Origin of the sequence: Cupriavidus sp. AU9028 (genome assembly GCF_019795295.1) — a bacterium.
Classification (GTDB): Bacteria; Pseudomonadota; Gammaproteobacteria; order Burkholderiales; family Burkholderiaceae; genus Cupriavidus.
Map to the genome: position 1 here is coordinate 178264 of NZ_JAIMCG010000007.1, position 23149 is coordinate 201412.

Annotated in this window: 21 protein-coding genes; 8 read left to right on the forward strand and 13 right to left on the reverse strand. The window is 68.4% G+C overall.

The annotated features are described in order from the left end of the window. Nucleotides 1–213: 213 nt before the first annotated feature. Both gap and tkt read right to left on the reverse strand, forming a co-directional pair. Nucleotides 214–1224 (reverse strand): type I glyceraldehyde-3-phosphate dehydrogenase, encoded by a 1011-nt coding sequence (gap, locus tag K6V06_RS10230; protein ID WP_222242941.1) that lies wholly within the window; start codon nucleotides 1222–1224, stop codon nucleotides 214–216. A gap of 85 nt (nucleotides 1225–1309) precedes the next feature. Further along, nucleotides 1310–3340, reverse strand: a complete 2031-nt coding sequence (tkt, locus tag K6V06_RS10235; protein ID WP_222242943.1) for a transketolase — start codon at nucleotides 3338–3340, stop codon at nucleotides 1310–1312. Between the two features lie 200 nt (nucleotides 3341–3540). Between tkt and K6V06_RS10240 the strand changes: the two genes are divergently transcribed. Both K6V06_RS10240 and K6V06_RS10245 read left to right on the forward strand, forming a co-directional pair. Beyond that, a complete protein-coding gene (locus K6V06_RS10240; RefSeq protein ID WP_222242945.1) occupies nucleotides 3541–3987 on the forward strand; it encodes a glyoxalase/bleomycin resistance/extradiol dioxygenase family protein in 447 nt (148 codons plus the stop codon). 18 nt (nucleotides 3988–4005) lie between these two features. Then, nucleotides 4006–4749 carry a 16S rRNA (uracil(1498)-N(3))-methyltransferase gene (locus K6V06_RS10245; protein ID WP_222242947.1) on the forward strand — a complete coding sequence of 248 codons (744 nt, stop codon included), beginning with the start codon at nucleotides 4006–4008 and terminating at the stop codon, nucleotides 4747–4749. A gap of 88 nt (nucleotides 4750–4837) precedes the next feature. Here the strand turns inward: K6V06_RS10245 and K6V06_RS10250 are convergent, their stop codons facing one another. The 3 genes from K6V06_RS10250 to K6V06_RS10260 form a co-directional block, all read right to left on the reverse strand. Further along, nucleotides 4838–5446: a barstar family protein gene (locus K6V06_RS10250; protein ID WP_222242949.1), complete on the reverse strand. Its 609-nt coding sequence runs from the start codon at nucleotides 5444–5446 to the stop codon at nucleotides 4838–4840. Then, nucleotides 5443–5877: a ribonuclease domain-containing protein gene (locus K6V06_RS10255; RefSeq protein WP_222243082.1), complete on the reverse strand. Its 435-nt coding sequence runs from the start codon at nucleotides 5875–5877 to the stop codon at nucleotides 5443–5445. Before K6V06_RS10255 ends, K6V06_RS10250 begins: the two co-directional genes overlap by 4 nt. A gap of 339 nt (nucleotides 5878–6216) precedes the next feature. Continuing rightward, complete coding sequence (locus tag K6V06_RS10260) at nucleotides 6217–8541, reverse strand: NADP-dependent malic enzyme (RefSeq protein WP_222242951.1); 2325 nt, start codon at nucleotides 8539–8541, stop codon at nucleotides 6217–6219. A gap of 248 nt (nucleotides 8542–8789) precedes the next feature. Here K6V06_RS10260 and thiL point away from each other — a divergent pair, with 248 nt between their 5' ends. From thiL to K6V06_RS10275, 3 genes are all read left to right on the forward strand, one after another. Further along, nucleotides 8790–9815 (forward strand): thiamine-phosphate kinase, encoded by a 1026-nt coding sequence (gene thiL, locus K6V06_RS10265; RefSeq protein WP_222242953.1) that lies wholly within the window; start codon nucleotides 8790–8792, stop codon nucleotides 9813–9815. Between the two features lie 118 nt (nucleotides 9816–9933). Continuing rightward, entirely contained in the window at nucleotides 9934–10500 is a 567-nt protein-coding gene (locus tag K6V06_RS10270; protein ID WP_222242955.1) for a phosphatidylglycerophosphatase A, read from the forward strand. A 42-nt stretch (nucleotides 10501–10542) separates the two neighbouring features. After that, nucleotides 10543–11040: a CinA family protein gene (locus tag K6V06_RS10275; RefSeq protein ID WP_222242957.1), complete on the forward strand. Its 498-nt coding sequence runs from the start codon at nucleotides 10543–10545 to the stop codon at nucleotides 11038–11040. A 36-nt stretch (nucleotides 11041–11076) separates the two neighbouring features. Here the strand turns inward: K6V06_RS10275 and pyrF are convergent, their stop codons facing one another. Beyond that, a complete protein-coding gene (gene pyrF / locus K6V06_RS10280) occupies nucleotides 11077–11943 on the reverse strand; it encodes an orotidine-5'-phosphate decarboxylase (protein WP_222242959.1) in 867 nt (288 codons plus the stop codon). A gap of 211 nt (nucleotides 11944–12154) precedes the next feature. Here pyrF and K6V06_RS10285 point away from each other — a divergent pair, with 211 nt between their 5' ends. Both K6V06_RS10285 and corA read left to right on the forward strand, forming a co-directional pair. Then, nucleotides 12155–13039: a DMT family transporter gene (locus K6V06_RS10285; RefSeq protein ID WP_222242961.1), complete on the forward strand. Its 885-nt coding sequence runs from the start codon at nucleotides 12155–12157 to the stop codon at nucleotides 13037–13039. 526 nt (nucleotides 13040–13565) lie between these two features. Beyond that, a complete protein-coding gene (gene corA, locus K6V06_RS10290; RefSeq protein ID WP_222242963.1) occupies nucleotides 13566–14528 on the forward strand; it encodes a magnesium/cobalt transporter CorA in 963 nt (320 codons plus the stop codon). Between the two features lie 27 nt (nucleotides 14529–14555). Here the strand turns inward: corA and mtgA are convergent, their stop codons facing one another. The 7 genes from mtgA to mpl form a co-directional block, all read right to left on the reverse strand. Beyond that, nucleotides 14556–15257, reverse strand: a complete 702-nt coding sequence (gene mtgA / locus K6V06_RS10295; protein WP_222243084.1) for a monofunctional biosynthetic peptidoglycan transglycosylase — start codon at nucleotides 15255–15257, stop codon at nucleotides 14556–14558. Nucleotides 15258–15348: 91 nt separating this feature from the next. Next, nucleotides 15349–16254: a shikimate dehydrogenase gene (aroE, locus tag K6V06_RS10300; RefSeq protein WP_222242965.1), complete on the reverse strand. Its 906-nt coding sequence runs from the start codon at nucleotides 16252–16254 to the stop codon at nucleotides 15349–15351. Nucleotides 16255–16262: 8 nt separating this feature from the next. Then, nucleotides 16263–17174: a TonB family protein gene (locus K6V06_RS10305; protein ID WP_370637437.1), complete on the reverse strand. Its 912-nt coding sequence runs from the start codon at nucleotides 17172–17174 to the stop codon at nucleotides 16263–16265. A 23-nt stretch (nucleotides 17175–17197) separates the two neighbouring features. Beyond that, a complete protein-coding gene (locus K6V06_RS10310) occupies nucleotides 17198–19333 on the reverse strand; it encodes a ribonuclease catalytic domain-containing protein (RefSeq protein WP_222242967.1) in 2136 nt (711 codons plus the stop codon). Nucleotides 19334–19517: 184 nt separating this feature from the next. After that, nucleotides 19518–20156 (reverse strand): chorismate lyase, encoded by a 639-nt coding sequence (locus K6V06_RS10315; RefSeq protein ID WP_222242969.1) that lies wholly within the window; start codon nucleotides 20154–20156, stop codon nucleotides 19518–19520. After that, nucleotides 20140–20775 carry a YqiA/YcfP family alpha/beta fold hydrolase gene (locus K6V06_RS10320; RefSeq protein WP_222242979.1) on the reverse strand — a complete coding sequence of 212 codons (636 nt, stop codon included), beginning with the start codon at nucleotides 20773–20775 and terminating at the stop codon, nucleotides 20140–20142. The genes K6V06_RS10315 and K6V06_RS10320 overlap by 17 nt, the downstream gene beginning before the upstream one ends. An 11-nt stretch (nucleotides 20776–20786) precedes the next feature. Continuing rightward, nucleotides 20787–22160: a UDP-N-acetylmuramate:L-alanyl-gamma-D-glutamyl-meso-diaminopimelate ligase gene (gene mpl / locus K6V06_RS10325; RefSeq protein WP_222242981.1), complete on the reverse strand. Its 1374-nt coding sequence runs from the start codon at nucleotides 22158–22160 to the stop codon at nucleotides 20787–20789. Nucleotides 22161–22401: 241 nt separating this feature from the next. Here mpl and K6V06_RS10330 point away from each other — a divergent pair, with 241 nt between their 5' ends. Beyond that, a complete protein-coding gene (locus K6V06_RS10330) occupies nucleotides 22402–23097 on the forward strand; it encodes a UDP-N-acetylmuramate--alanine ligase (protein ID WP_222242983.1) in 696 nt (231 codons plus the stop codon). Nucleotides 23098–23149: the final 52 nt, after the last annotated feature.

The following is a 23149-nucleotide window of genomic DNA, read 5'->3' on the forward strand; positions in this document are numbered from 1 at the left end:
AAGAGCCATTTTCAGCACAAACAAAACCCCTCAGAAGCGGGGGTCATCGGCAGGGCTGCCGTATAGGGCACAAAGGGGAGGACTGACGCCGGAGAGAGAGGGACCGCTCCTTGCGAGCGGAAAGTGCCGGTCAACGGCGGCGACGCCCGGGGTGCGGCCCCCGGGGCATCGCCAGTTCCACCACCGGCGTGCGGTGGCGGAACGGAGCGCCAATTACTTGGCGTTCATCAACGCAACGGTGGTGTCCAGCATCCGGTTGGAGAAGCCCCACTCGTTGTCGTACCAGCTCGAGACCTTGACCAGATTGCCCGAGACCTTGGTCAGGGTCGCGTCGAAGGTCGACGAAGCCGGGTTGTGGTTGAAGTCGACCGACACCAGCGGCGCGGTGTTGTAGTCGAGGATGCCCTTCAGCTCGCCTTCCGAGGCCGCCTTCAGGATCGCGTTGACTTCGTCCACGGTGGTTTCGCGGGCGGCGACGAACGACAGGTCGACCAGCGACACGTTGATGGTCGGCACGCGCACCGCGAAGCCGTCCAGCTTGCCGTTCAGCTCGGGCAGCACCAGGCCGACCGCGGCGGCGGCGCCGGTCTTGGTCGGGATCATCGACTGGGTAGCCGAGCGCGCGCGGCGCAGGTCTTCGTGGTAGACGTCGGTCAGCACCTGGTCGTTGGTGTAGGCGTGCACCGTCGTCATCAGGCCCGACACCACACCCAGCTTCTCATGCAGCGGCTTGACCAGCGGCGCCAGGCAGTTGGTGGTGCACGATGCGTTCGAGATGACCGTGTCGCTGGCCTTCAGCACGTTGTGGTTGACGCCGTAGACGATGGTCGCGTCGACATCCTTGCCGCCCGGGGCCGAGATGATGACCTTCTTGGCGCCGCCGGCCAGGTGGGCCGAAGCCTTTTCCTTGGTGGTGAAGAAGCCGGTGCACTCCATCACGACGTCCACGCCCAGCTCGCCCCACGGCAGCTCGGCCGGGTTGCGGTTGGCCAGCACGCGGATCTTGTCGCCGTTGACGACCATGTAGTCGCCCTCGACCGACACCGTGCCCGGGAACTTGCCGTGCGCGGTGTCGTATTGGGTCAGGTGGGCATTGGTCTTGGCATCGCCCAGGTCGTTGATGGCGACGATCTGGATGTCGTGCTTCTTGCCGCCTTCGTAGTGGGCACGCAGGACATTGCGGCCGATACGGCCATAGCCGTTGATGGCAACCTTGATGGTCATGGTACGTCTCCTGAACGGGAAAGAAGAAAAGCTGCGAAGGCGGCGGGGACGCGGGACATGCCCGGCCGCCCGCTCACCCCGGAAATCAGATCACGCTCTTGACGGTGTTCACGACGTTGTCGACGGTGAACCCGAAGTGCTTGAACAATACGCCAGCCGGCGCGGATTCGCCGAAGGTGTCGATGCCGACCACCGCCTGGACCTGGTACTTCCACCAGAAGTCGGTCACACCGGCCTCGACCGCGATGCGCGGCACGCCGGCCGGCAGCACTTCTGCCTTATATGCCACATCCTGCTTGTCGAACACGGTGGTCGAGGGCACAGAAACCACGCGCACGTGTACGCCTTCCGTTGCAAGATGCTCGGCCGCGCCCACTGCCAGCCCCACTTCCGAGCCGGTCGCCAGGATCACCGCATCCGGCTGGCCGCTGACCGGGTTGGTACCGTCGCGCAGCACGTAGCCGCCGCGCGCGATGTTGGCGCGGGTGGCATTGTCGCGCGCCTGGAACGGCAGGTTCTGGCGGCTGAAGATCAGGCAGCTCGGGCCATTGCGGCGGCGGATCGCCTCTGCCCACGCCACCGCGGTTTCGGTGGTGTCGCAGGTGCGCCAGACGTCCATGTTGGGGATCAGGCGCAGGCTGGACACATGCTCGATCGACTGGTGGGTCGGGCCGTCCTCGCCCAGGCCGATCGAATCGTGGGTGAAGACGAACAGCGTGCGGATCTTCATCAGCGCCGCCATGCGCAGCGCATTGCGGCTGTAGTCGGAGAAGGTCAGGAACGTGCCGCCGTACGGCAGGTAGCCGCCATGCAGCGTGATGCCGTTCATGATGGCGCTCATGCCGAACTCGCGCACGCCGTAGTTGATGTGGTTGCCCCAGGCATCCACGCGCACGGCCTTGCTGCCCGACCAGTTGGTCAGGTTCGAGCCGGTCAGGTCGGCCGAGCCGCCCAGCAGTTCCGGCAGCACCGGCGCATAGGCTTCGATCGCGTTCTGGCTGGCCTTGCGGGTGGCGATGGTTTCGGCCTTTTCCTCGCACTTGGCCAGGTAGGCCTCGACCGCGGCGTCGAATGCGCCCGGCAGGTCGCCGCGCATGCGGCGCTCGAACTCGCCCGCCTCATACGGGAAGCGCTCCGAATAGGCCTCGAACAGCGCGTTCCAGGCCTTTTCCAGCGAACCGCCGTTGGGCTTGGCGTCCCAGGCGGCGTAGACCTCCTGCGGCAGCTCGAACGGCTCGTGGCTCCAGCCCAGCGCCTCGCGGGTGGCGACGATCTCGGTCGCGCCCAGCGGCGCGCCGTGCACGTCGTGGCCGCCTTCCTTGTTGGGCGAACCCTTGCCGATCACGGTGCGGCAGCAGATCAGCGTCGGCTTGTCGCTGGCCTTGGCCTGGGCGATGGCGGCGTCCACGGCGTTGACGTCATGGCCGTCCACCGCGCGGATCACGTTCCAGCCGTAGGCTTCGAACCGCTTCGGGGTATCGTCGGCAAACCAGTGCTCGACGTCGCCGTCGATCGAGATGCCGTTGTCATCCCACAGTGCAATCAGCTTGTTCAGGCCCAACGTGCCGGCCAGCGAGCAGGCCTCGTGGCTGATGCCTTCCATCAGGCAGCCGTCGCCCATGAACACATAGGTGTAGTGGTTGACGATCTCGAAGCCCGGGCGGTTGAATTCCTCGCCCAGCAGCCGCTCGGCCAGCGCCATGCCGACCGCATTGGTGATGCCCTGCCCCAGCGGACCGGTGGTGGTTTCCACGCCCGGGGTGATGCCGTATTCCGGGTGGCCGGCGGTCTTGCTGTGCAGCTGGCGGAAGTTCTTCAGCTCGGCCAGGGGCAGGTCGTAGCCGGTCAGATGCAGCAGCGCGTACAGCAGCATCGAGCCATGGCCGTTGGACAGCACGAAGCGGTCGCGGTCGGCCCACAGCGGATTGACCGGGTTATGCTTCAGATGCCGGCTCCACAGCGCAACGGCGATGTCCGCCATCCCCATCGGCATGCCGGGGTGGCCGGAATTGGCCTGCTGGACGGCGTCCATGGACAGGACACGGATCGCATTGGCCATCAGCTGCGCGGGCTGGTTGGCATGGAGGTTGGCGGCGGGATGGGCGAGGGAGGACATGCGGCGGGACAGTGACGGCGGGAAAACCGCGATTTTACCAGATCAGGGCGGCGTTTCCGGCGCTGCCCCCGGCATCTCGAGGCGCACTTCAGGTGGCGCCGGCAGCGTGTCACGGCGCTGCGGCGGACCGCCGGGGTTGCCGTGATATGCTCGCCCGAGCGCCGCAGGCCAGTCCCGCGGCCGATGCGCAGGAGACCATCATGACGAGACCGGCCAATACGCCATGGCTGACGCCCTATCTGATCGTCAGCGACGGGCGCAACGCCCTTGATTTCTATGCCCGCGCCTTCGGTTTCGCGCCGGGCGACGTGGTCGACGAAAACGGCGTGCCCACGCACGCCGAGATGTACTACAAGGGCGAACGGATCGTGATGTTCGCGCCCGAAGGCGCGTGGGGCAGTACGGCGCGCACGCCGCGCTCGACCGGCGTCGAATGCCCGCAGACCTTCTACCTGTACTGCGACGACGTGGACGCGATGCACGAGCGCGCGGTCGCGGCCGGGGCGATCAGCCGGATGGCGCCGGCCGACCAGTTCTGGGGCGACCGCTACTGCATGGTGGAAGACCCGGACGGCTACCGCTGGGGCTTCGCCAGCCCGCTCGACGCCCAGGGCCAATCGTCGCCCGCTTCCGCGCCCGCCGCCTGATTTCTCGCCACACCCTCGATGCCACCCCGCTTTTTTGTCGATACGCCGCTGCAGGCGGAAAGTTCGCTGTCCTTGCCCGACACCGTCGTGCGCCATATCCAGGTGCTGCGGCTGGCCCCGGGCGACGCCATCACCCTCTTCGACGGACAGGGCGGCAGCCACCCGGCGACGCTTGCCGACCTGGGCAAGCGCCACGCCGTCGCGCAGGTCGGTCCCCGCCGCGACGAGGAATGCGAGCCGCCCTTCCGCGTCACGCTGGCGCAGGGTATCGCGGGCGGCGACAAGATGGACTGGCTGATCGAGAAGGCCGTGGAGCTGGGCGTGGCGGCCATCGTGCCGCTGCAGACCGCGCGCGCGGTGGTGCGGCTCTCCGGGGAGCGGGCGCAGAAACGCCAGGCCCACTGGCAGGCGCTGGTGCGCGCCGCGTGCGAGCAGTGCGGCCGCAACCGGGTGCCCGAGGTGGCGGCGGTGCGGGGGATGGAAGAATGGCTGCGCGCCCTGCCACGCGAGGGGGAGCGCCTGCTGGTATCGCCGCGCGCTGCTGCGTCGCTGGTCACGCTGGCCGCCGAGCGCCGCCAGCGCTGGTTGTCGGGCGAGCTGACGCTACTGATCGGACCCGAGGGGGGCCTGTCGCCAGAAGAAGAGGACGCCGCGCTCGCACACGGCTTCACCGCCGCCTCGCTGGGCCCGCGCATCCTGCGCACCGAGACCGCCGGGCTGGCCTGCCTCGCCGCCCTCAACGCGCTGCTGGGCGGCTTCTGAGCGCAATGCGCCGGTGCAGGTCATGCGCCGGTGCAAATGACAAAGGCCCGCGGCAGCGGGCCTTCTGGTTGACGCGATGTCGGCGGTATCAGGCGAACGAGTAGAACACGCGGAACTGCACGCGGCGCTCGGCCCAGAATTCGGCGGCGTCCCGGAACACGTCCAGCAGCGTCTCGCGCGCTTCCTTGTCGAACTTCTGCGCGACCGGCAGCCCTTCCAGCACGATGACGAAGCCCGGCTGCGCGCCGGCCTTGTGGATCAGGTCGGTCAGGCAATCGGACAGTGCGTCGTAGTTCTTGCCGAAGTGCTTCGGGAACAGGAACGCGGTCGCGATCGTCTCCAGGACCTCGTTCTTGCTGGCGCACTGCGCGCAGTTGGCATACAGGAAATGCTGGCCGAGATCGGCAGCGGCCTGGGCCAGCTCGGGTACGCGGAAGGCGCGGATCGACTGGACGATATTCGGGCGAACGGTGCGGAACAGGGCCAGCGCAGCTTCCCTGCCGCACGGGATCTGATTCCCGGTATCGCATGGGGACGCCGGGGGAAGCCTGTTCTGCGCGACCTCGTAGCGGGGCATCATCAGCACACTGTCATAGAGATTCTGGGCATGTTGCTGTGCCCGGTGCCAGCCATCTCCGGCGCCGCGCTCTTCGCGGGCGGCAAGGGCGTCGCCCAATCCGAAAATGTCAGTCATCATCTGGTTATCCGTTTGAAGCTGTTGTAGTGGTCTTCCGTGTAATAGCAGTCATCGACCATCCGCTGGGGGCCGCCGCAGACGATGCGCTTCGGCCCACGGCTGCGGCTGTTCGGCTTGGCCACCGTGTACTCGCGGTAGTAGCCACGAGGCTTGCGGGGCAGCAGGCGCTCGTAGTTGCCAAAGCGCGTCCCGTCCTTCGCATAGGGAAACGGACCGCCCGACTCGATGCGCTGCAGTGTCACACGGGCCTCGTTGGGCAGGCGCTGCTCGGCAATGGTTCCCATGCCGTCGAGCAGGACCGGGGGCCCCTCCCGTGCGGCGGCAGGCTGCGCCGGTTGCAGCAACGCCACGGCCATTGCCAGTCCCGATGCCACCCTCGCGATCCAGCCCAGCGGGCTCTTCCCTGCCCGGGCGCCCGCGGCGCGGTTCATCGGAGCGCCGGCCTCGCCATGCGTTGCGGCGGCTCGCACCGGGATCCACTGCGTCATGCGGTCATTCAAGGTGATCGGCGAAACCCAGGGTCTGGTAACGGAACACTGCGGGAAGCCTCTGTGCGAAGCTTCTGCGTCAGGACCGCGTCGTGGCGGCATGCAGGCGGATCGGACCGCTGCTTCGAAGGCGGTAGGTTACGCGCTTGCTTGGGATTAATCAATCCCTGCCCCAGCCAGAAGACCGAAAGCGCTGTCCTTTCAAGGGGTTAAGCGAGAGTATGCGCTCACAAACGCCAGCGCCGGGGATCGAAAAAGCCGGGCGGACCCGGCTTTTTTCCCTCAGAACTTGGCGGCGGCGTCCACCACCACCAGCGACGTCATATTGACGATCCGTCGCACCGTGGCGGACGGCGTCAGGATATGCACCGGCGCCTTGACCCCCAGCAGGATCGGACCGATGGCAACGTTGTTGCCGGCCGCGGCCTTGAGCAGGTTGTACGACACGTTGGCCGCGTCGATGTTCGGGCAGACCAGCAGATTGGCCTCTCCCTTCAGGGTGCTGTCCGGCACCAGCTGGTCGCGCAGCTTCTGGTCCAGCGCGCAGTCGCCGTGCATCTCGCCGTCGACTTCCAGCTCGGGCGCCCGCTCGCGCAGGATGGCCAGCGTGTCGCGCATCTTCTGCGCCGACGGCGCTTCCGAGGAGCCGAAGTTGGAGTGCGACAGCAGCGCGACCTTGGGCTCGATGCCGAAGCGCTTGAGCTCCTCGGCTGCCATCAGCGTGATTTCCGCCAGTTGCGGCGCGGTCGGGTCGATATTGACGTGGGTATCGACCAGGAAGATCTGGCGGCCCGGCAGCACCAGGCCGTTCATCGCCGCATAGACCTCGTTGGTGCCGCCCAGCACCTGGTCGATATAGCGCAGGTGCGCGGCGGTATTGCTGACGGTGCCACAGATCATGCCGTCCGCCTCGCCCTTGTGCACCAGCATCGCGCCGATCAGCGTGGTGCGGCGGCGCATTTCCAGCCGCGCGTACTGCGGCGTGACGCCCTTGCGGGCCATCATCCGGTAGTAGGCATCCGAATAGTCGCGGAAGCGCGGATCGTTCTCGGGGTTCACCACGGTGAAATCGACGTCCATGCGCAGGCGCAGGCCGAAGCGTTCGATGCGATGCGCCAGCACCGCCGGGCGGCCGATCAGGATGGGATTCGCCAGCTTCTCGTCGACGATCACCTGCACCGCGCGCAGCACGCGCTCTTCCTCGCCCTCGGCGAAGACGATGCGCTTCTTCTCCATCGGCACCTTGCGGGCGGCCGCGTAGATCGGCTTCATCAGCGTGCCGGAGTGGTAGACGAACTGCTGCAGCTGTTCGCGGTAGGCGTCCATGTCCTCGATCGGACGGGATGCCACGCCGGACTCCATCGCCGCCTTGGCCACCGCCGGCGCGACCTTGACGATCAGGCGCGGGTCGAACGGCTTGGGAATCAGGTACTCCGGACCGAACGACAGGTCCTGGATACCGTAGGCGGTGGCGACGATGTCGCTCTGCTCCTGCCGCGCCAGCTCGGCGACCGCATGCGCGGCGGCGACTTCCATCTCCTTGGTGATGGTGGTCGCGCCGACGTCCAGTGCCCCGCGGAAGATGAACGGGAAGCACAGCACGTTGTTGACCTGGTTCGGGTAGTCGGTGCGGCCGGTGGCGATCACCGCATCCGGGCGCACTTCCTTGACCAGTTCCGGCATGATTTCCGGGTTGGGATTGGCCAGCGCCAGCACCAGCGGCTTGTCGGCCATGCGCTGCACCATGTCCTGCTTGAGCACGCCGGCGGCGGACAGGCCCAGGAAGATGTCGGCGCCGTCGATCACTTCGGCCAGCTTGCGCTTGTCGGTGTTCTGGGCGAAACGGGCCTTGTCCGGGTCCATCAGTTCGGTGCGGCCTTCGTAGACCACGCCGGCCAGGTCCGTCACCCAGATGTTCTGGCGCGGCAGGCCGAGGTCCACCAGCAGTTCGAGGCAGGCCAGTGCCGCGGCGCCCGCGCCGGAGGCCACCAGCTTGACGTTGGCGATGTCCTTGCCGACCACCTTCAGGCCGTTGATCACCGCGGCGCCGACCACGATCGCCGTGCCGTGCTGGTCGTCGTGGAAGACCGGGATCTTCATCCGCTTGCGCAGCTCGCGCTCGACGTAGAAGCACTCGGGCGCCTTGATATCTTCCAGGTTGATGCCGCCGAAGGTCGGCTCCAGCGAGGCGATGATGTCGACCAGCTTCTGCGGGTCCTTCTCGTCGATCTCGATGTCGAACACATCGATGCCGGCGAACTTCTTGAACAGGCCGCCCTTGCCTTCCATCACCGGCTTGGACGCGGCCGGGCCGATGTCGCCCAGGCCCAGCACCGCGGTACCGTTGGTAATCACGGCGACCAGGTTGCCGCGCGAGGTATAGCGGAAGGAATTGGCCGGATCGGCGACGATCTCCTCGCAGGCTGCCGCCACGCCGGGCGAATACGCCAGGGCCAGGTCGCGCTGGTTGGACAGCGGCTTGGTCGGCATCACCGAGATCTTGCCCGGGGTGGGAAACTCGTGGTACTCCAGCGCGGCCTTGCGCAGCGCCTCGCGCTGCTGCTGCTTCAGGTCGTCTGGGGACATGGGCTGCTGGGGATTGGTCATCGGCGCATCTTCCGGTCTGTGAAGCCGTGTAGGCGTGGGAGACAGCGGCGGCCCGGCTGCCGCTATTCTCTGAATTCTCGAAATCAGGGGTGAATTTTATATTGTGAAATTTTATTTCACAATAAGCGTTTTACGCGAGGCAGCTTTGCCTTTCGGTACAATATCGCGGTCCGCGGCGAGAGCAAAATCCCCTGCGCATCTCCGCGCCGACGGGGCCGCACCGAGTCCGCCGTACCTTCATAGTCATCATGCCAGACGGATTGCCGCCGCTTTCCACTCCCGGCGCGGAAGCCGACCCGCCTGCGCCCTCTTCCTCCCTGTCCGAATTCGACCTGATCCGCCGCTTCTTCACGCGGCCGGTACGCGATGCCGTGCTCGGCATCGGTGACGACTGCGCGCTGCTGGCGCCACGCCCGGGCCAGCAACTGGCGATCAGCACCGACATGCTGGTCAGCGGCCGGCACTTCTTCCCGGATGCCGATCCGTACCGGCTCGGCCACAAGGCATTGGCGGTCAATCTGTCGGACCTGGCGGCAATGGGCGCGCAGCCCCGCGCCTTCACGCTGGCGATCGCGCTGCCGCAGGCCGATCCGGCCTGGCTGTCGCAGCTGGCAGCCGGCATGCTCGCCTTGGCGGACAGCCATGGCTGCGAGCTGATCGGCGGCGACACCACGCGCGGGCCCCTGACGCTGTCGATCACGGTGTTCGGCGATGTGCCGGAGGGCCAGGCGCTGCGGCGCGACGCCGCCCGGCCGGGTGACGAGATCTGGGTGTCAGGCGCGGTCGGCGACGCGCGCCTCGCGTTGGGCGACTGCCGTGGCGAATGGCTGCTGACGGAACCGGACTTCAGCGCGATCCGGGACCGGCTGGAAGCGCCCCAGCCGCGGGTCGCGCTGGGCATGGCGCTGCGTGGCATCGCACGCGCCGCGGTAGACGTCTCCGACGGCCTGCTGGCCGACCTGGGCCATATCCTGCAGCGCAGCGGGGTCGGCGCACGCCTGCTGGTACCGGCGCTGCCGGCTTCCACGGTGCTGTCGCGCCAGCCGGAGCCGCTGCGGCTGCAGTGCCTGCTGGCCGGGGGCGACGACTACGAGCTGTGCTTCACCGCCCCGGCGCAGGCGCGTGAACAGGTCCTGCGGGCGTCGCGCGAGGCGGGCGTGGCGGTTGCGTGCATCGGCGCGATCGAGGCGGAAGCGGGCGTGCGGCTGCTGGATGCAAGCGGCGCCGCGGTGCCCTTCGACGGACGAGGGTTCGACCATTTCGCCAGCCCCTGAGCAAGACAGCGCAAATCGCTGACACGCGGCGCGCCGCCATGTCATGATGCCGCCAGCGCGCGGTCACACCGTGCATCGGGCGGCCCCCTGCCATCCCCATCAACGAGCCGATTCCTCAATGTCGTCCTTTACTTCCGGGCCCGCAGCGCCCGACCCTGCCATGACCCTGGAGGCCGGCCAGACCGCCAAGGTGCTGCGCCCGACCGCCCGCTTCATGTGGTCCCACCCGGCGCATGCCATCGCGCTGGGCTTCGGTTCGGGGCTTTCGCCGATCATGCCCGGCACGGTCGGCACCCTCTACGGCTGGCTGTCCTTCGTGGTGATCTCGCTGTGGGTCCAGCCGGCGACCTGGCTGTGGATCGTTCCGGCGGCATTCCTGCTCGGACTGTGGGCCTGCGCACGCACCGCGCGGTCAATGGGAGTGCACGATCATGGCAGCATGGTCTGGGACGAGATCGTCGCGTTCTGGCTCGTGCTCGCCTTCGTCACGCCTACCGGGCTGTGGGGCCAGTTCGCCGCGTTCCTGTGGTTCCGGCTGTTCGACATGGCCAAGCCGGCGCCGATCGGCTACTACGACCGCACCCTCAAGGGTCCGGGGTTGCGCGGCGGCTTCGGCGTGATGTTCGACGATCTGGTGGCCGCGTTCTACACGCTGCTGGTATTCGCGCTCTGGCGCTCGATCTGACCGGGCGAACCAGCCCGGCCCCATCACTGGAAGAGCCGAACCATGTCCGTCAGCCGACTTCTCGAACAGCTTGCCGTCCAGGCTGGCATTGCCCTGAAGGAAAAATCCCTGCTGCTGGCCACCGCCGAGTCCTGCACCGGCGGGCTCGTCGCCGCGGCAATCACCGATGTCTCGGGCTCGTCCGCCTGGTTCGAGCGCGGCTTCGTCACCTATTCGAACGAGGCGAAATCCACCATGCTGGGGGTGCCGCCGCGGCTGATCCGTGACCATGGCGCGGTCAGCGAGGAGGTCGCGCGCGCCATGGCCGACGGCGCGCTGCTGAACAGCCGGGCCCAGGTGTCGCTGTCGATCACCGGCGTGGCCGGACCGACTGGCGGCACGCCTGACAAGCCGGTCGGCATGGTGTGCTTCGGCTGGAGCAACCGCATCGTGACGCGGGTCGAGACGCAGCGCTTTCGCGGCGACCGGCAGCAGGTGCGCCGGCAGGCAGCGGAGCACGCCATGCGTGGCCTGCTCGAACTGGTCCGCAACGAAGCCTAGCGCGGCAGGCGCCGGGGCAGCCCGGCCGGCCTCGCTTCAGCTGTAGCGGTACCGGTTGATGGCGTCGCGCGTCTGCTGCGCGGCACGGCGCGCCGCCGCGGCGAAGTCCTTCTCGCCGCTGGCGTAGAGAATCGCCCGCGACGAATTGATCATCATGCCGGTGCCATCGGCGGTACGCCCGGCCCGCACCGTCGCCTCGATATCGCCGCCCTGGGCGCCGATGCCCGGCACCAGCAGCGGCATGTCGCCGACCAGCTCGCGCACGCGGGCGATCTCGTTGGGGAACGTCGCCCCGACCACCATGCCCATCTGCCCGGTGGTGTTCCACTTCGCCGCGGCCTGCTCGGCCACGATCTGGTAGACCGGCTTGCCATCGACCTGCAGGAACTGCACGTCCGAGCCGCCGGGATTGGAGGTGCGGCACAGCACGATCACGCCGCGCTCCGGATATGCCAGATAGGGTTCGACCGAATCGAAGCCCATGTACGGGCTGACGGTGACCGCATCGGCTTCGTAGCGCTCGAACGCCTCGATGGCGTAGTGCTGGGCCGTCGAGCCAATGTCGCCGCGCTTGGCGTCGAGGATCACCGGAATGCCGGGATGGGCATCGTGGATGTAGTGCACCAGCTGCTCCAGCTGGTCCTCGGCCCGTTGCGAGGCGAAATAGGCGATCTGCGGCTTGAAGGCGCAGACCAGGTCGGCGGTGGCGTCGACGATTTCCCGGCAGAACGAGAAGATCGCGCCGCCGGTGCCGGTCATCGACAGCGGCAGACGGTTCGGGTCGGGATCCAGGCCGACGCACAGCAGGGAATCGTTGCGCCGCCAGGCGCTGGCCAGCTGCTCCGTGAAGGGCGCGGTCTCGGTGGCGGGGCGGTTCTGGAAACGGTCGGACGGTCGGGACATGAGGATCGCTCGAAATACTGGGGTTCGACTTGCCACGGATGCGGCGGTTCGGCCACGGCGGCCGCAGCGGCCCGCGCGTGTCGTTTCCGGCAATTCTACTCGCTGCGTGCTATCTTCCCCTCGCCCATTCCAACGAGAAAGCGCGGTAGCACACGCCTTTTGCAGCGCCTTGCCGCAATCGGCGCGCGACCCTCGCCCGATTCCACTGTCCATGAAGCTCGACCGTCGCAATATCGTTCTGCTGATCGCCCTCACGCTGGCCTGGGGCGTCAACTGGCCCGTGATGAAGATCGGCGTGGCCGCCTTTCCGCCCCTGGGTTTTCGCCTGCTGTGCATGGCCGGCGGCCTGATCGCGCTGGGCCTGGCGCTGCGTGCCCGCGGCATCTCGCTGGCGGTGCCGCGCGACACCTGGGGACCGATCTTCCGGCTGGCGTTGCCCAACATGGTGATCTGGCATCTGCTGGCGATCGGCGCGGTGAAGATGCTGTCCTCCGGCCGTGCGGCCATTCTCGGCTACACCATGCCGATCTGGGCGGTGGTGTGGGGCCTGGTGCTGTTCCGCGAACGCATCTCCGCCTCGGCATGGGTGGGCATCGGCTGCGCGCTGGCTGGCACGCTGCTGCTGATGTCCAGCGAGTTCGGCGCGCTGACCGGCAGCCCGACCGGCACGGTGATGATGCTGGCCGCGGCGGCCGGCTGGGGCTATGGCACCCAACTGATGAAGCGCACCCAGCTCGCGGTGCAACTCGGACCCCTGACCTTCTGGATGCTGGCCGCGGCGCTGCCGTTCCTGCTGGCCGGCACGCTGCTGTTCGAAGACGGCTGGCGCATGCCCAATGCGGTGGAGTGGGCCGCCATCGCCTACAACGCGGTGGTGGTGTTCGCCTTCTGCCATCTGGTCTGGTTCCAGCTGGCGCGCTCGCTGCCGCCAGTGGTGTCCAGCCTGTCGATCATGTTCATCCCGGTGGTGGGCGTGTTCTCCGGCATGTGGCTGCTGGGCGAGACGCCGCACTGGCAGGACTACGCGGCGATCGTGCTGATGCTGGCGGCGCTGTCCTCGGTACTGCTGGTGCCGCTGTTGAAGCGGCGCGGTTGAGCGCGAGGTGGCGTGGCGGCCGCCCCTTCACCCAGATTTCACTTAACAAAGCCGGCCGCCTTGGGCTACACTCGCGCCCATCCATAATCCCGGAGAAATTACGTGGGCAGTAGCATCGGGTGTTCGAGTTGGCGCGGCAAAGCCGACGCCGTCACGAATGCCATGTCACTGCGGGCTGCGTAACGACCATGCCCGGCGCCGGTCTCCTCGTCCGCCGCGCCGCCTCTGGTCCGATCCCGCCCGCAGCACACTGCGGGCGAGTGTTTCTTCCGTACTGCCACCGGCTTCCCCTGCGGTCGCCGCGCCGTCACGGACCCTTCCTCTCCCGGCTTGCCAGCCAACACACGGCAAACGCCATCGCCTTGCTTCGTCATCCTGGCCGCCGCTCCCGCGACGGCATTGGCGCGCAGCGCGATCACGCTTGCCATGGGCCTGACCGTTCGCCTTGCCGGCGAACGGCGAGACCTGCCGTGCCGCAAGCCTGCCTGCCGCGTTTCTTCGTTGTTCGGCACAAGGAATACCAGGGATGATCAACCTGTTCGTCCTGCAGAAAGGCCGGCTTGCCCAGGAGCAGGTCGATGACCGCAACGAACTGCTGCAGCACAAACCCATCTGGATCGACGTGGTCGATCCCGACGACGAGGAACTCGCCTGGATCAAGGAAGCGTACGGCGTCGCGCTGCCGGAGCTCGAAGACCTGGGCGACCTGGAAGCGTCCGCCCGCTACTTCGAGGCGGAAGACGAGAACATCCATATCCGCACCGACTTCCTGCTGGCCGAGGACGAGGTGTCGCGCAACGTGCGCGTCGCCTTCGTGCTGACGCCGACCGTGCTGTTCTCCATCCACGACGAAGACCTGCCGGTGTTCCGGCTGGTGCGCCTGCGCGCGCGCATGCGACCCGGCTCGGTGCGCAACGCCAAGGACGTGCTGATGGACCTGTACGCGACCGACGCGGAATATTCGGCCGACTCCATCGAGGAGATGTACGAGCGGCTGGAGGATGCCAGCAAGCGCGTGCTGGCCGAGAACGTGACGGACGCCGCCGCGGCCGACGTGCTGGAAACCATCGCGCGCGAGGAAGACTTGAACGGGCGCATCCGCCGCAACGTGATGGACACCCGTCGCGCGGTTTCCTTCCTGATGCGCAGCCAGCTGCTGTCGGCCGAGCAGCAGGACGAGGCGCGGCAGATCCTGCGCGATATCGACTCGATCGAGAACCACACCGCGTTCCTGTTCGAGAAGATCAACTTCCTGATGGACGCCACCGTCGGTTTCATCAACATCAACCAGAACAAGATCATCAAGCTGTTCTCGGTGGTGTCGGTGGCGCTGATGCCGCCGACGCTGATCGCCAGCGTCTACGGCATGAACTTCAAGGTGATGCCCGAACTGGACTGGGCCGCGGGTTACCCGTGGGCGATCGCGCTGATGGCGGTGTCGGCGGCGATACCGCTGATCTACTTCCGCCGCAAGGGCTGGCTGAGCTGAGCGCCAGCGCCCGCACGCTGCCCGGCTTCAGTCGGGCAGCGTGGCCGAGCCCATCCGCCGCGCAATGATGCCGGCGCGTGCGCGGAAGTTGATGCGCACATGGGCGCAGTAGAGCTTCTTGTCGAAACAGCGCGGCGCCGGCAGCGCCGCTGCCAGCCGCGCTGCCTGTCCCACCGACAGCCGGCTGGCGCTGGTCTTGAAGTAGTACCGCGCCGCGGCTTCGGCGCCGAACACGCCCTCGCCCCATTCCACCGAGTTCAGGTAGATCTCGTAGATCCGCTCCTTGTCGAGCCAGAACTCCAGCATCCAGGTGATCACCAGTTCCTGGCCCTTGCGCAGGTAGTGCTGCTCCGGCGACAGGAACAGGTTCTTGGCCAGCTGCTGCGTGATGGTAGAGCCGCCGCGCACGATGTGCCCGCGCTTCTTGTTGCGCTCCCACGCCTGCAGCATGGCGTCGATGTCGTAGCCGGGATGGTTGACGAAATCCGCGTCCTCGCTGGCGATCACCGCGCGCTTGAGGTTGCGCGAGATCGATGCATAGGGCACCCACTCGCGCTCGATGCCGCAGCTCCAGACATTGAAGCCGCACAGCCGCCAGCGCTCTGCACGCATGAAGCTGGTCGAGGACGGATCGACGAACTGCCAGGCGGCAATCTGCAGGAAGAAGTACAGCTGCATCGCCACCAGCCCGGCGGCGATGCAGCCGGCCAGCCACGCGAGCCAGCGCAGCGGGTGCGCGGCGCCGCCCTTGCCGCTGCGGGCCGGACGGCGGGAGCGATTGCCTTTGTTCGACACGGCAGGTAGCGCGGACGAGCCCGCTTTAGCGCTGGTCCGTCAGCGACGCCCGCAGCGCCGCCAGCACCGCATCTGTCTCGGGCCGCACGCCGCGCCACAGGTAGAACGCCTCGGCCGCCTGCTCGACCAGCATGCCCAGACCGTCGGCCACCTGCGCGCCCTGCTCGGCGGCGTATTGGAGGAACACCGTGGGCTGCGCGCCGTACATCATGTCGTAGGCCAGCACGCCGTCGCCCAGCAGCGCCGCGGGAACCGGCGGCACCTCGCCCTGCAGGCTGCCCGCGGTGGCGTTGATCACCACGTCGCAGGCGTCTTCGTCGGACAGGCCCGCCAGCGCATCGAAGCCGCCGCCCCACAGCTCCACGCCGGCTTCGCCCGCGGCCTGGGCGAACTCCTCCAGCATGTCGCTGGCCCGGCTGGCGGTGCGGTTGGCAACGACGATCCGCTCCGGCTGGCACTCGATCAGCGGCAGCATCGCGCCCATCGCCGCGCCGCCCGCGCCCAGCAGCAGCACGCGCCGCCCTTGCAACTCGACGCCAAGGCGATCGACGATATCGCGCACCAGGCCGACGCCGTCGGTGTTGTCGCCGTGCAGCAGGCCGTCTTCCATCCACAGCGTATTGACCGCGCCCGCGGCCTCCGCGCGCGGCGTGAGCCGGTCGGCCAGCTCGAAGGCCTGTACCTTGAACGGGGTGGTGACGTTCAGGCCCTGGCCGCCCGTCGCGAAGAAGCCGCGCACGGTGTCGGCAAAGCCGTCCAGCGGCGCCTCGATGCGCTCGTAGCTCAGTGACTGGCCGGTCTGCGCGGCGAACGCCGCGTGGATCTGCGGCGAGCGGCTGTGCGCCACCGGGTTGCCGACGACGGCGTAGCGCTCAGCAAAGCCCTGCGCGGGCTGTTCGGCGGGGGACGAGGAAAGGGAATCGGTCGGCATGGGGGCAATCATCGGGACTGCAGACGGGTATCGAGGCCGCTGCGGGAGAACTTGAAGGTCGAGATCACTTCGAGAATATCGTAACGGGCGCGCATCTCGGGCGTGAAGGGGCCGAAGGGCGCGGCGGCACGCACGATGGCGATGGCCTGGCGGTCCAGCGCGGGATCGCCCGAGCTCTTGACCAGCTCGATGCCGTCGACCAGCTGTCCGCCACGGCGATAGCCGAGGTGCCCGTCGCCGTTCACGTTGATGACAAGAATCAGCTCGCCGTAGAGCGGCTTGCCGCCACGCTGCGGAAAGTCGGCGGTGCCGCGCTGCTCGATGCGGCGGCGCAGCCGGTCGTAATACTCGGCATAGGCCACCGCCTTCGCGCTGGTGGCGGTCAGTTGATGCCGCTTCGGGCGCCGCCCGTAGTGCTCAAGATTGCGGCCGATCTCGGCCTCGAGCCGCGCCATCTCGTCCAGTGCGGTGCGCTCGTCCTGCCCTGGGTGGTCCTGCCGGGCCTGCTGCGGCCGCTCGGCCTGCCGCGGCACGGGGGGCGCGGCCTGGCGAATCTGGCTGAGCAATTGCTGCTGCTCCTGTTCGAGCAGCTCAACCTGCCGCTGCAGCGCCCGGATGGGCTCGCCATCGCGCGGCACCGGCTGGGCGGGCAGCGGTGTCTGCGCCTGCTGGCGCTCGTGCTCGCCGCCGCCGTCCAGATTGGCCTGCGCCAGCGCGGCGGCATTGCGCGGCGCCGACGACGAGCGGGCGTTGACCAGCACCACGTCCAGCGGCGATTCCGGCTGGCGGATGCCGAAGGTCTGCGGTGCGCCGAAGCGGACCGCCAGCAGCAGCGCGTGCACCGCCAGCGATATCGCCAGCGCGCGCGCCAGGGTGCTGCTGCCGCGCCACCAGCGGCGGAGATCGAAGGAAGGCGTCACGGGAAGTGGCCCCGAGGGGTCGATCAGCGCTTGGCCGGATCGGCGCTGGCGGACGGCGAGGGGCTATCCCCGGCAGGGCCGGCGGCGCTGTCCAGGTCATCGCCAAGCGCGTCCGCGCGCTCCTCGGCCACTTCCTCGGCGGCGATTTCCGCCGCCGCTTCCGCCGATACCTCGGCCACCTCTTCGTCGCCTTCCAGCGCCCCCTCGACCGCCTCGTCCAGGGCGGTCTCCAGTTCCTCGGCCGGCAGCTCGCCGTCGCCGGCGAACACTTCGAGCACCCGGCAGCTGACCTCGAGCGAGATCTCGTCGGTATGGCCGATCTCCAGCAGCACCTGGGTGCCGCGCGCGGCCTGGGCGAGCTCCGGCACCCGGGTCACCAGCGGAATCTCGGCAAAGCGCACCGCGCCGTCCTTCAGCACGGTCGCCATCATCCGTTCGCGCTTTTCCTGCGCCAGCCAGCGCAGGCACCAGTAGCGCTCCATCGTCGCCTGGTGCTCGGCGTAGCTCGCATAGGTGCCCTCGAAGTCCGCGACCGCGGCCAGCAGGTCGGCATCCTTGGGTTTGAACGGCGCCACCAGCTTCGCGGTGATGCCGTGCTGGGCCGCGGCAAGAATCTGCCACTGGTTGACCAGATCGACATAGCGGCGCAGCGGCGACGTGCTCCATGCGTACTGCTGCACGCCCAGGCCCTCGTGCGGCGCCGGGAAGGTCTGCATGCGGGTGCGATGCATGCCCCACGCCTTCTGCGTTCGATAGATACCGGGCACGCCGCTGTCGGCCAGCAGCTTGCCCCAGGTGCTGTTGGCCAGGATCATCAGCTCGGCAACGATCTTGTCGAGCGGCGAGCCCCGGCGCCGCTGCTCGATGCGCACGCGCTCGGTGCCGTCCGGCTCGGCGTCGATATAGAAGTTGAAGTCGGCGCGGTTATGCGATTCCGGGCGCAGGCCGCTGGCGATGCGGGCCTTCTGGCGCTCGTCGTACAGATGGCCGGCGAAGTCCCATAGCCGCGCGATGGCGTCGCGGAACGGATAGTCGCCGCTGCCCTCGTCCAGCGCCGCTTCGGTGACCACGTCCTCGAGCAGGTTGTGGCGCAGGTTGGCGGCGATCGGTACCAGTTCGGCGCGCGTTTCGTTCTCGCCAATCTGGCGCCCTTGCGGATCCCAGACCACGTAGAGCGACAGCGCCGGGCACAGCCGGCCTTCCTGCAGCGTATAGCGATCGACCACCTCGTCCGGCAGCATGGTGATCTTGTCGCCCGGGAAATAGACGGTCGACAGCCGCTGGCGCGCAATCGCGTCGAGCGCATCGCCGCGGCGGATGCCGAGCCCCGGGGCGGCGATATGGATGCCGATGCGCACGCGCCCGTCGCCCAGCTCGGTCACGGACAGCGCGTCGTCGATCTCGGTGGTGGTGACGTCGTCGATGGAGAATGCCTGGACGTCGGCCTGCGGCAGGTCGGCGGGCGCATCCGGCACCGCCACCGCGGGAAAGGCCGTGCCCTTGGGGAAGCACTCGGACAGGAACTTGGCCTCGTGCAGCGCGCGCGCGTTCTCGACGCCGCCCACCCGGATCATCAGCCGCATCGGCGACAGGCCCAGCGCCGTGCAGGCGGCGTCCATCGCCTTGTATTCGAGGCTGTTCTTGTCGGGCTTGAACAGCAGTTGCAGCGCCTTGCCGCGGAACGCCTCCGGCAACCGGCCCGCCTTCAGTTCCTCTTCATAGCCGGCCTGCACCAGCGCCTGCTGGCGCTTGCGCTCCACCGCCGCCAGCGCGGCGCGCAGCTGGTCCTCCGGCGCCCGCAGATAGCGCCCGCGCCCCTTGCGGCGGAAGTAGACCGGATTGCCGTGCAGCGTGCTGGCCAGTGCCGCCTGCTGCGCGGGCGTCGGCGAGGCGCCATAGTATTCGGCGGCCAGCTCGGTGAAGGCGAACTCCTCTTGCGGCGCGCATTCCCACAGGAAGTCCAGATCGATCTCTTCGCCCAGCACGGCGATTTGCTGCATCAGTTCGGCGGCGCCGGGCTGCGCGAACTGCAGCAGCACGTCGCGCGACTTGACCTTGGTGCGCTTGCCGCCCGGCATCTCGACCTGATAGGCCTCGCCCTGTTGGCTCAGCACGGTACCGGCGCGGATCTCGCCGCCTTCCTCGAACAGCAACTGCATGGATCGGTCTTTCAGAATAGCCGGGAAGCCGGCGATCGGCGAGGCGCGGCGCGCGACGGCGCTGCTGCCTCGGATGGATAACTGGATCACTGCGGTGGATCACCGCGCGGGATAACACGGACAGCCCTGGGCTGGCCGCCAATGATACCGCAGCGCGCCTGCCGCCACCGTGGCGCAGCGGTGGCTATCGCAGCGGCCGCTCCGGCATCGGCAGCCCGGCGGCGCTGCCCGCTTCGGCAGGCGGCGCCTTGCGCTCGATCAGGTCGGGCAGGAACACCTCGGTCACCAGCATCGCGCCCTTGCCGCGCCGGAACACCGAGCGCCGGGCCGGCAGCATCGGCCAGTGCGCCAGCTCGGGCAAGGCGCGCTGCAGCCGCCGCATCAGTGGATGGTGGGGCAGCAGCCGGGCGAATTCGAACGGCTCGCGCCGCACGCGCGGATCGACGAACAGCGCGCCACCGAGGGGCCGGTCGCCCAGCCCGCCCAGGAACGGCCAGTCGCGCCGCGCGTAGAGGGGATGCACGATCGAGTGGGCATAGATCGCCGGCGTGTTGTCGCACACCAGCAGCACGTCGCGCGCAATTACGGGCCGCGGCGCCGCCAGCCCGATCGCATGCCATTCGTCCAGCAGCGGCGTCTCCATGCCCTGCGACAGCCGGCAAACCCGAAAGCGCGACGACGATGCCACCAGCCGCGCGGTCAGCGACCCCTCCCCGGTGATCCAGCGGCGCAGATTGCCGCCGATCGCGGCGTCGTGCGCCAGCGTGCGGGTCCAGCCGCAGCGGCGCACCCGCGCCGCGCCGCCCTCACCCTTGCCGCGCATCGGTATCGTTGCCGGAGTTGCCGTAGTTGCCGGAGTAGCCGCAGAAGTCCAGTACCTCGTCGACGTACTGATCGAATTCGCTGATGGCGTGGTCGCTGCCCTCGATCACCCGGATGCGGGCGCCGGCGCAGGCCGCCACCATCTCGCGGTAGTCGAGCACCTCGTCACCGGTGGCCGCCAGCAGGTAGTACTGCTCGGGCTGGCGCAGCGTATCGACGCGCAGGTCCAGCAGCTCCTGCAAATGATGCCGCTCGACCCGCACCGAGCCGCCGCCATGCCACAGCGGCTGCTCGCCCAGATAGCGTTCGAGGTCGGTCCAGGGATGGACGGCCGGGTTCAGCAGCACCGTCGGGCAGCCGTACTTCTGGCCCAGCCAGCGCGCGTAGTAGCCGCCCAGCGACGAGCCGACGATGGCCAGTGGCCGTGCCTGCGCCCCCGGCGCGCTCCGGCCGGCGGCGGCGATGGCCGCTTCGGCCTGCGCAATGGCGGCGGCCGGCGAGACGTCCAGCATCGGGCAGGCGAAATGGCGGCCCAGTCCGCGCTCGCGCATGCGCTGCTGGACCAGCCGCGCCTTGAACGACTGCGGCGACGAACGGAAGCCGTGCAGATACAGCAGCATCGCGGCCTTCCTCAAACCACGTCGGCGAGCGCGTCGAGCAGCTTCTGATGCACGCCGCCGAAGCCGCCGTTGCTCATCACCAGTACGTGGTCGCCCGGCATGGCGGCGGCGCGCACCGCCCGCACCAGCGCGTCGAGATCGTCGAAGGCGGCGCCGCGCTCGCCCAGCGGCGCCAGCGCCTCGGCCAGGTCCCAGCCCAGCGCGTCCTTGCCCGACGGTGCGCCGTAGCCGAACACCTGGTCGGCCAGTTCCAGGCTCGCCGGCAGCTGGGTCTTCATCACGCCCAGCTTCATGGTGTTCGAGCGCGGCTCCAGCACCGCCAGGATACGGGCCGGACCGACGCGCTTGCGCAGGCCGGCCAGCGTGGTCTGGATCGCGGTCGGATGGTGGGCGAAGTCGTCATAGACGGTCACGCCGCCCGACACGCCGCGCACTTCCATGCGGCGCTTGACGTTCTGGAAGCGCGCCAGCGACTGCACCGCCTGCGCCGGCGGCACGCCGACGTGCCGCGCCGCGGCGATCGCCGCCAGCGCGTTCATGCGGTTGTGCACGCCCTGCAGAGACCATTGCACGGTGCCGACCACCGTCTCCCCGTGCATCACGTCGAACAGGTCCAGATCCTCGGCGATCGCGCCGTCGCTGGCGCGCCACTGGCCCGCGCCGAACTGCTCGACCTCGCTCCAGCAGCCGCGCTCCAGCACGCGCGCCAGGCTCTCCTCAAGGCCGTTGACGAGGATGCGGCCCTGACCGGGCACGGTACGGACCAGATGGTGGAACTGCGTCTCGATCGCCGCCAGATCCGGGAAGATGTCGGCGTGGTCGTACTCCAGATTGTTCAGGATCAACGTGCGCGGACGGTAATGGACAAACTTGCTGCGCTTGTCGAAAAAGGCGGTGTCGTACTCGTCCGCCTCGATGACGAAGTAGTCCGACTCGGTCAGGCGGGCCGAGATGCCGAAGTTCTGCGGCACGCCGCCGACCAGGAAACCCGGCTCGTAGCCGGCGTCCTGGAGAATCCAGGCGAGCATCGAGGTGGTGGTGGTCTTGCCATGGGTACCGGCCACGGCCAGCACCCACTTGCCCTGCAGCACATGCTCGCCCAGCCATTGCGGTCCGGACATATACGGCAGGTTGCGGTCGAGGATGGCTTCCATCAGCGGGTTGCCGCGCGATACGACATTGCCGATCACGAACAGGTCGGGCGCCAGATCGAGCTGGGCCGGGTCGAAGCCCTCGATCAGCTCGATGCCCTGGGCTTCGAGCTGCGTGCTCATCGGCGGATAGACGTTGGCGTCGCAACCGGTGACGCGATGGCCTGCCTGCCTGGCGATCGCGGCCAGGCCGCCCATGAAGGTTCCGCAGATACCGAGAATATGAATATGCATGAGATAGTCAGGCGAACAGCGGCGCAAGAGAGAATGACGGGGCGCGCCCGTGGCACAGCGCAGTGGCGGCGACAGCGCCCGCAGGATATCGCCGCATTCTAACCGGTCGCGTTGTGGCCGCCCCACGCCCACGGCCGGCGCCGCGCTGGCGCGAGCCTTGCGTCTGCCCTGGGCAAGCCGGGCCGTCAGCCCCGGCGCCCTTTGTTCCCGCCGGTTCGCCGGCAGCAGGTATCATCCCGGCATGTCACGACGTAGCCAGATCGACCCGGCCCGGGTCCGCAGCGAGATCGCGCAGGCCGCCGCCCGCATGATCGCCGAGGACGGTGCCGACTATGCCACCGCCAAGCGCAAGGCTGCCCGCCAGTTGCTGGGCGACATGCGCGTGTCCGGCGAGTGGCTTCCCGACAACGAGGCGATCGAGGACGAAGTCCGGGCCTACCAGGCGCTGTTCCATGCCGACAGCCAGCCGCGCGTGCTGGCGCTGCTGCGGCAGGTGGCGCTGCTGGCCATGGAAGATCTGGCGCCCTACCGGCCCTACATCGCAGGCGCGGTGCTCAACGGCACCGCCACCGAACATTCGGATATCTATCTGCAGTGCTTCTGCGACAGCCCCAAGGACGTGGCCCTGCACCTGCTCAATGCCGGTGTCGATTTCGACACCAGCGAATCGCGCCACTTCGCCAACCGCGGTGACGTGGAGACGCTCAGCTTCCTCTGGCGCGGCCAATGGCCCGCAGTGCGGGAAGCGCGTCAGTTGGCCGGGCAGGTGCGCGCGGAACTGGGCGCGCCGGTCGGTATTCATATTGCACTGTACGACGCCGACGACGAGCGCGGCGCCCGCGCCGAAGGCGGCGGGCGCGCGGCGCGGGCCGACATGGCGGCGCTGCGCGCGCTGGCAGATGCGGCCGAGGGCGGTGGCGCCTCCGGCGCCCCGTAGCAGCACGCCGCCCCCCTTCGCACGCGTTACTCGGCGCGGCCTGCCGGCCGGC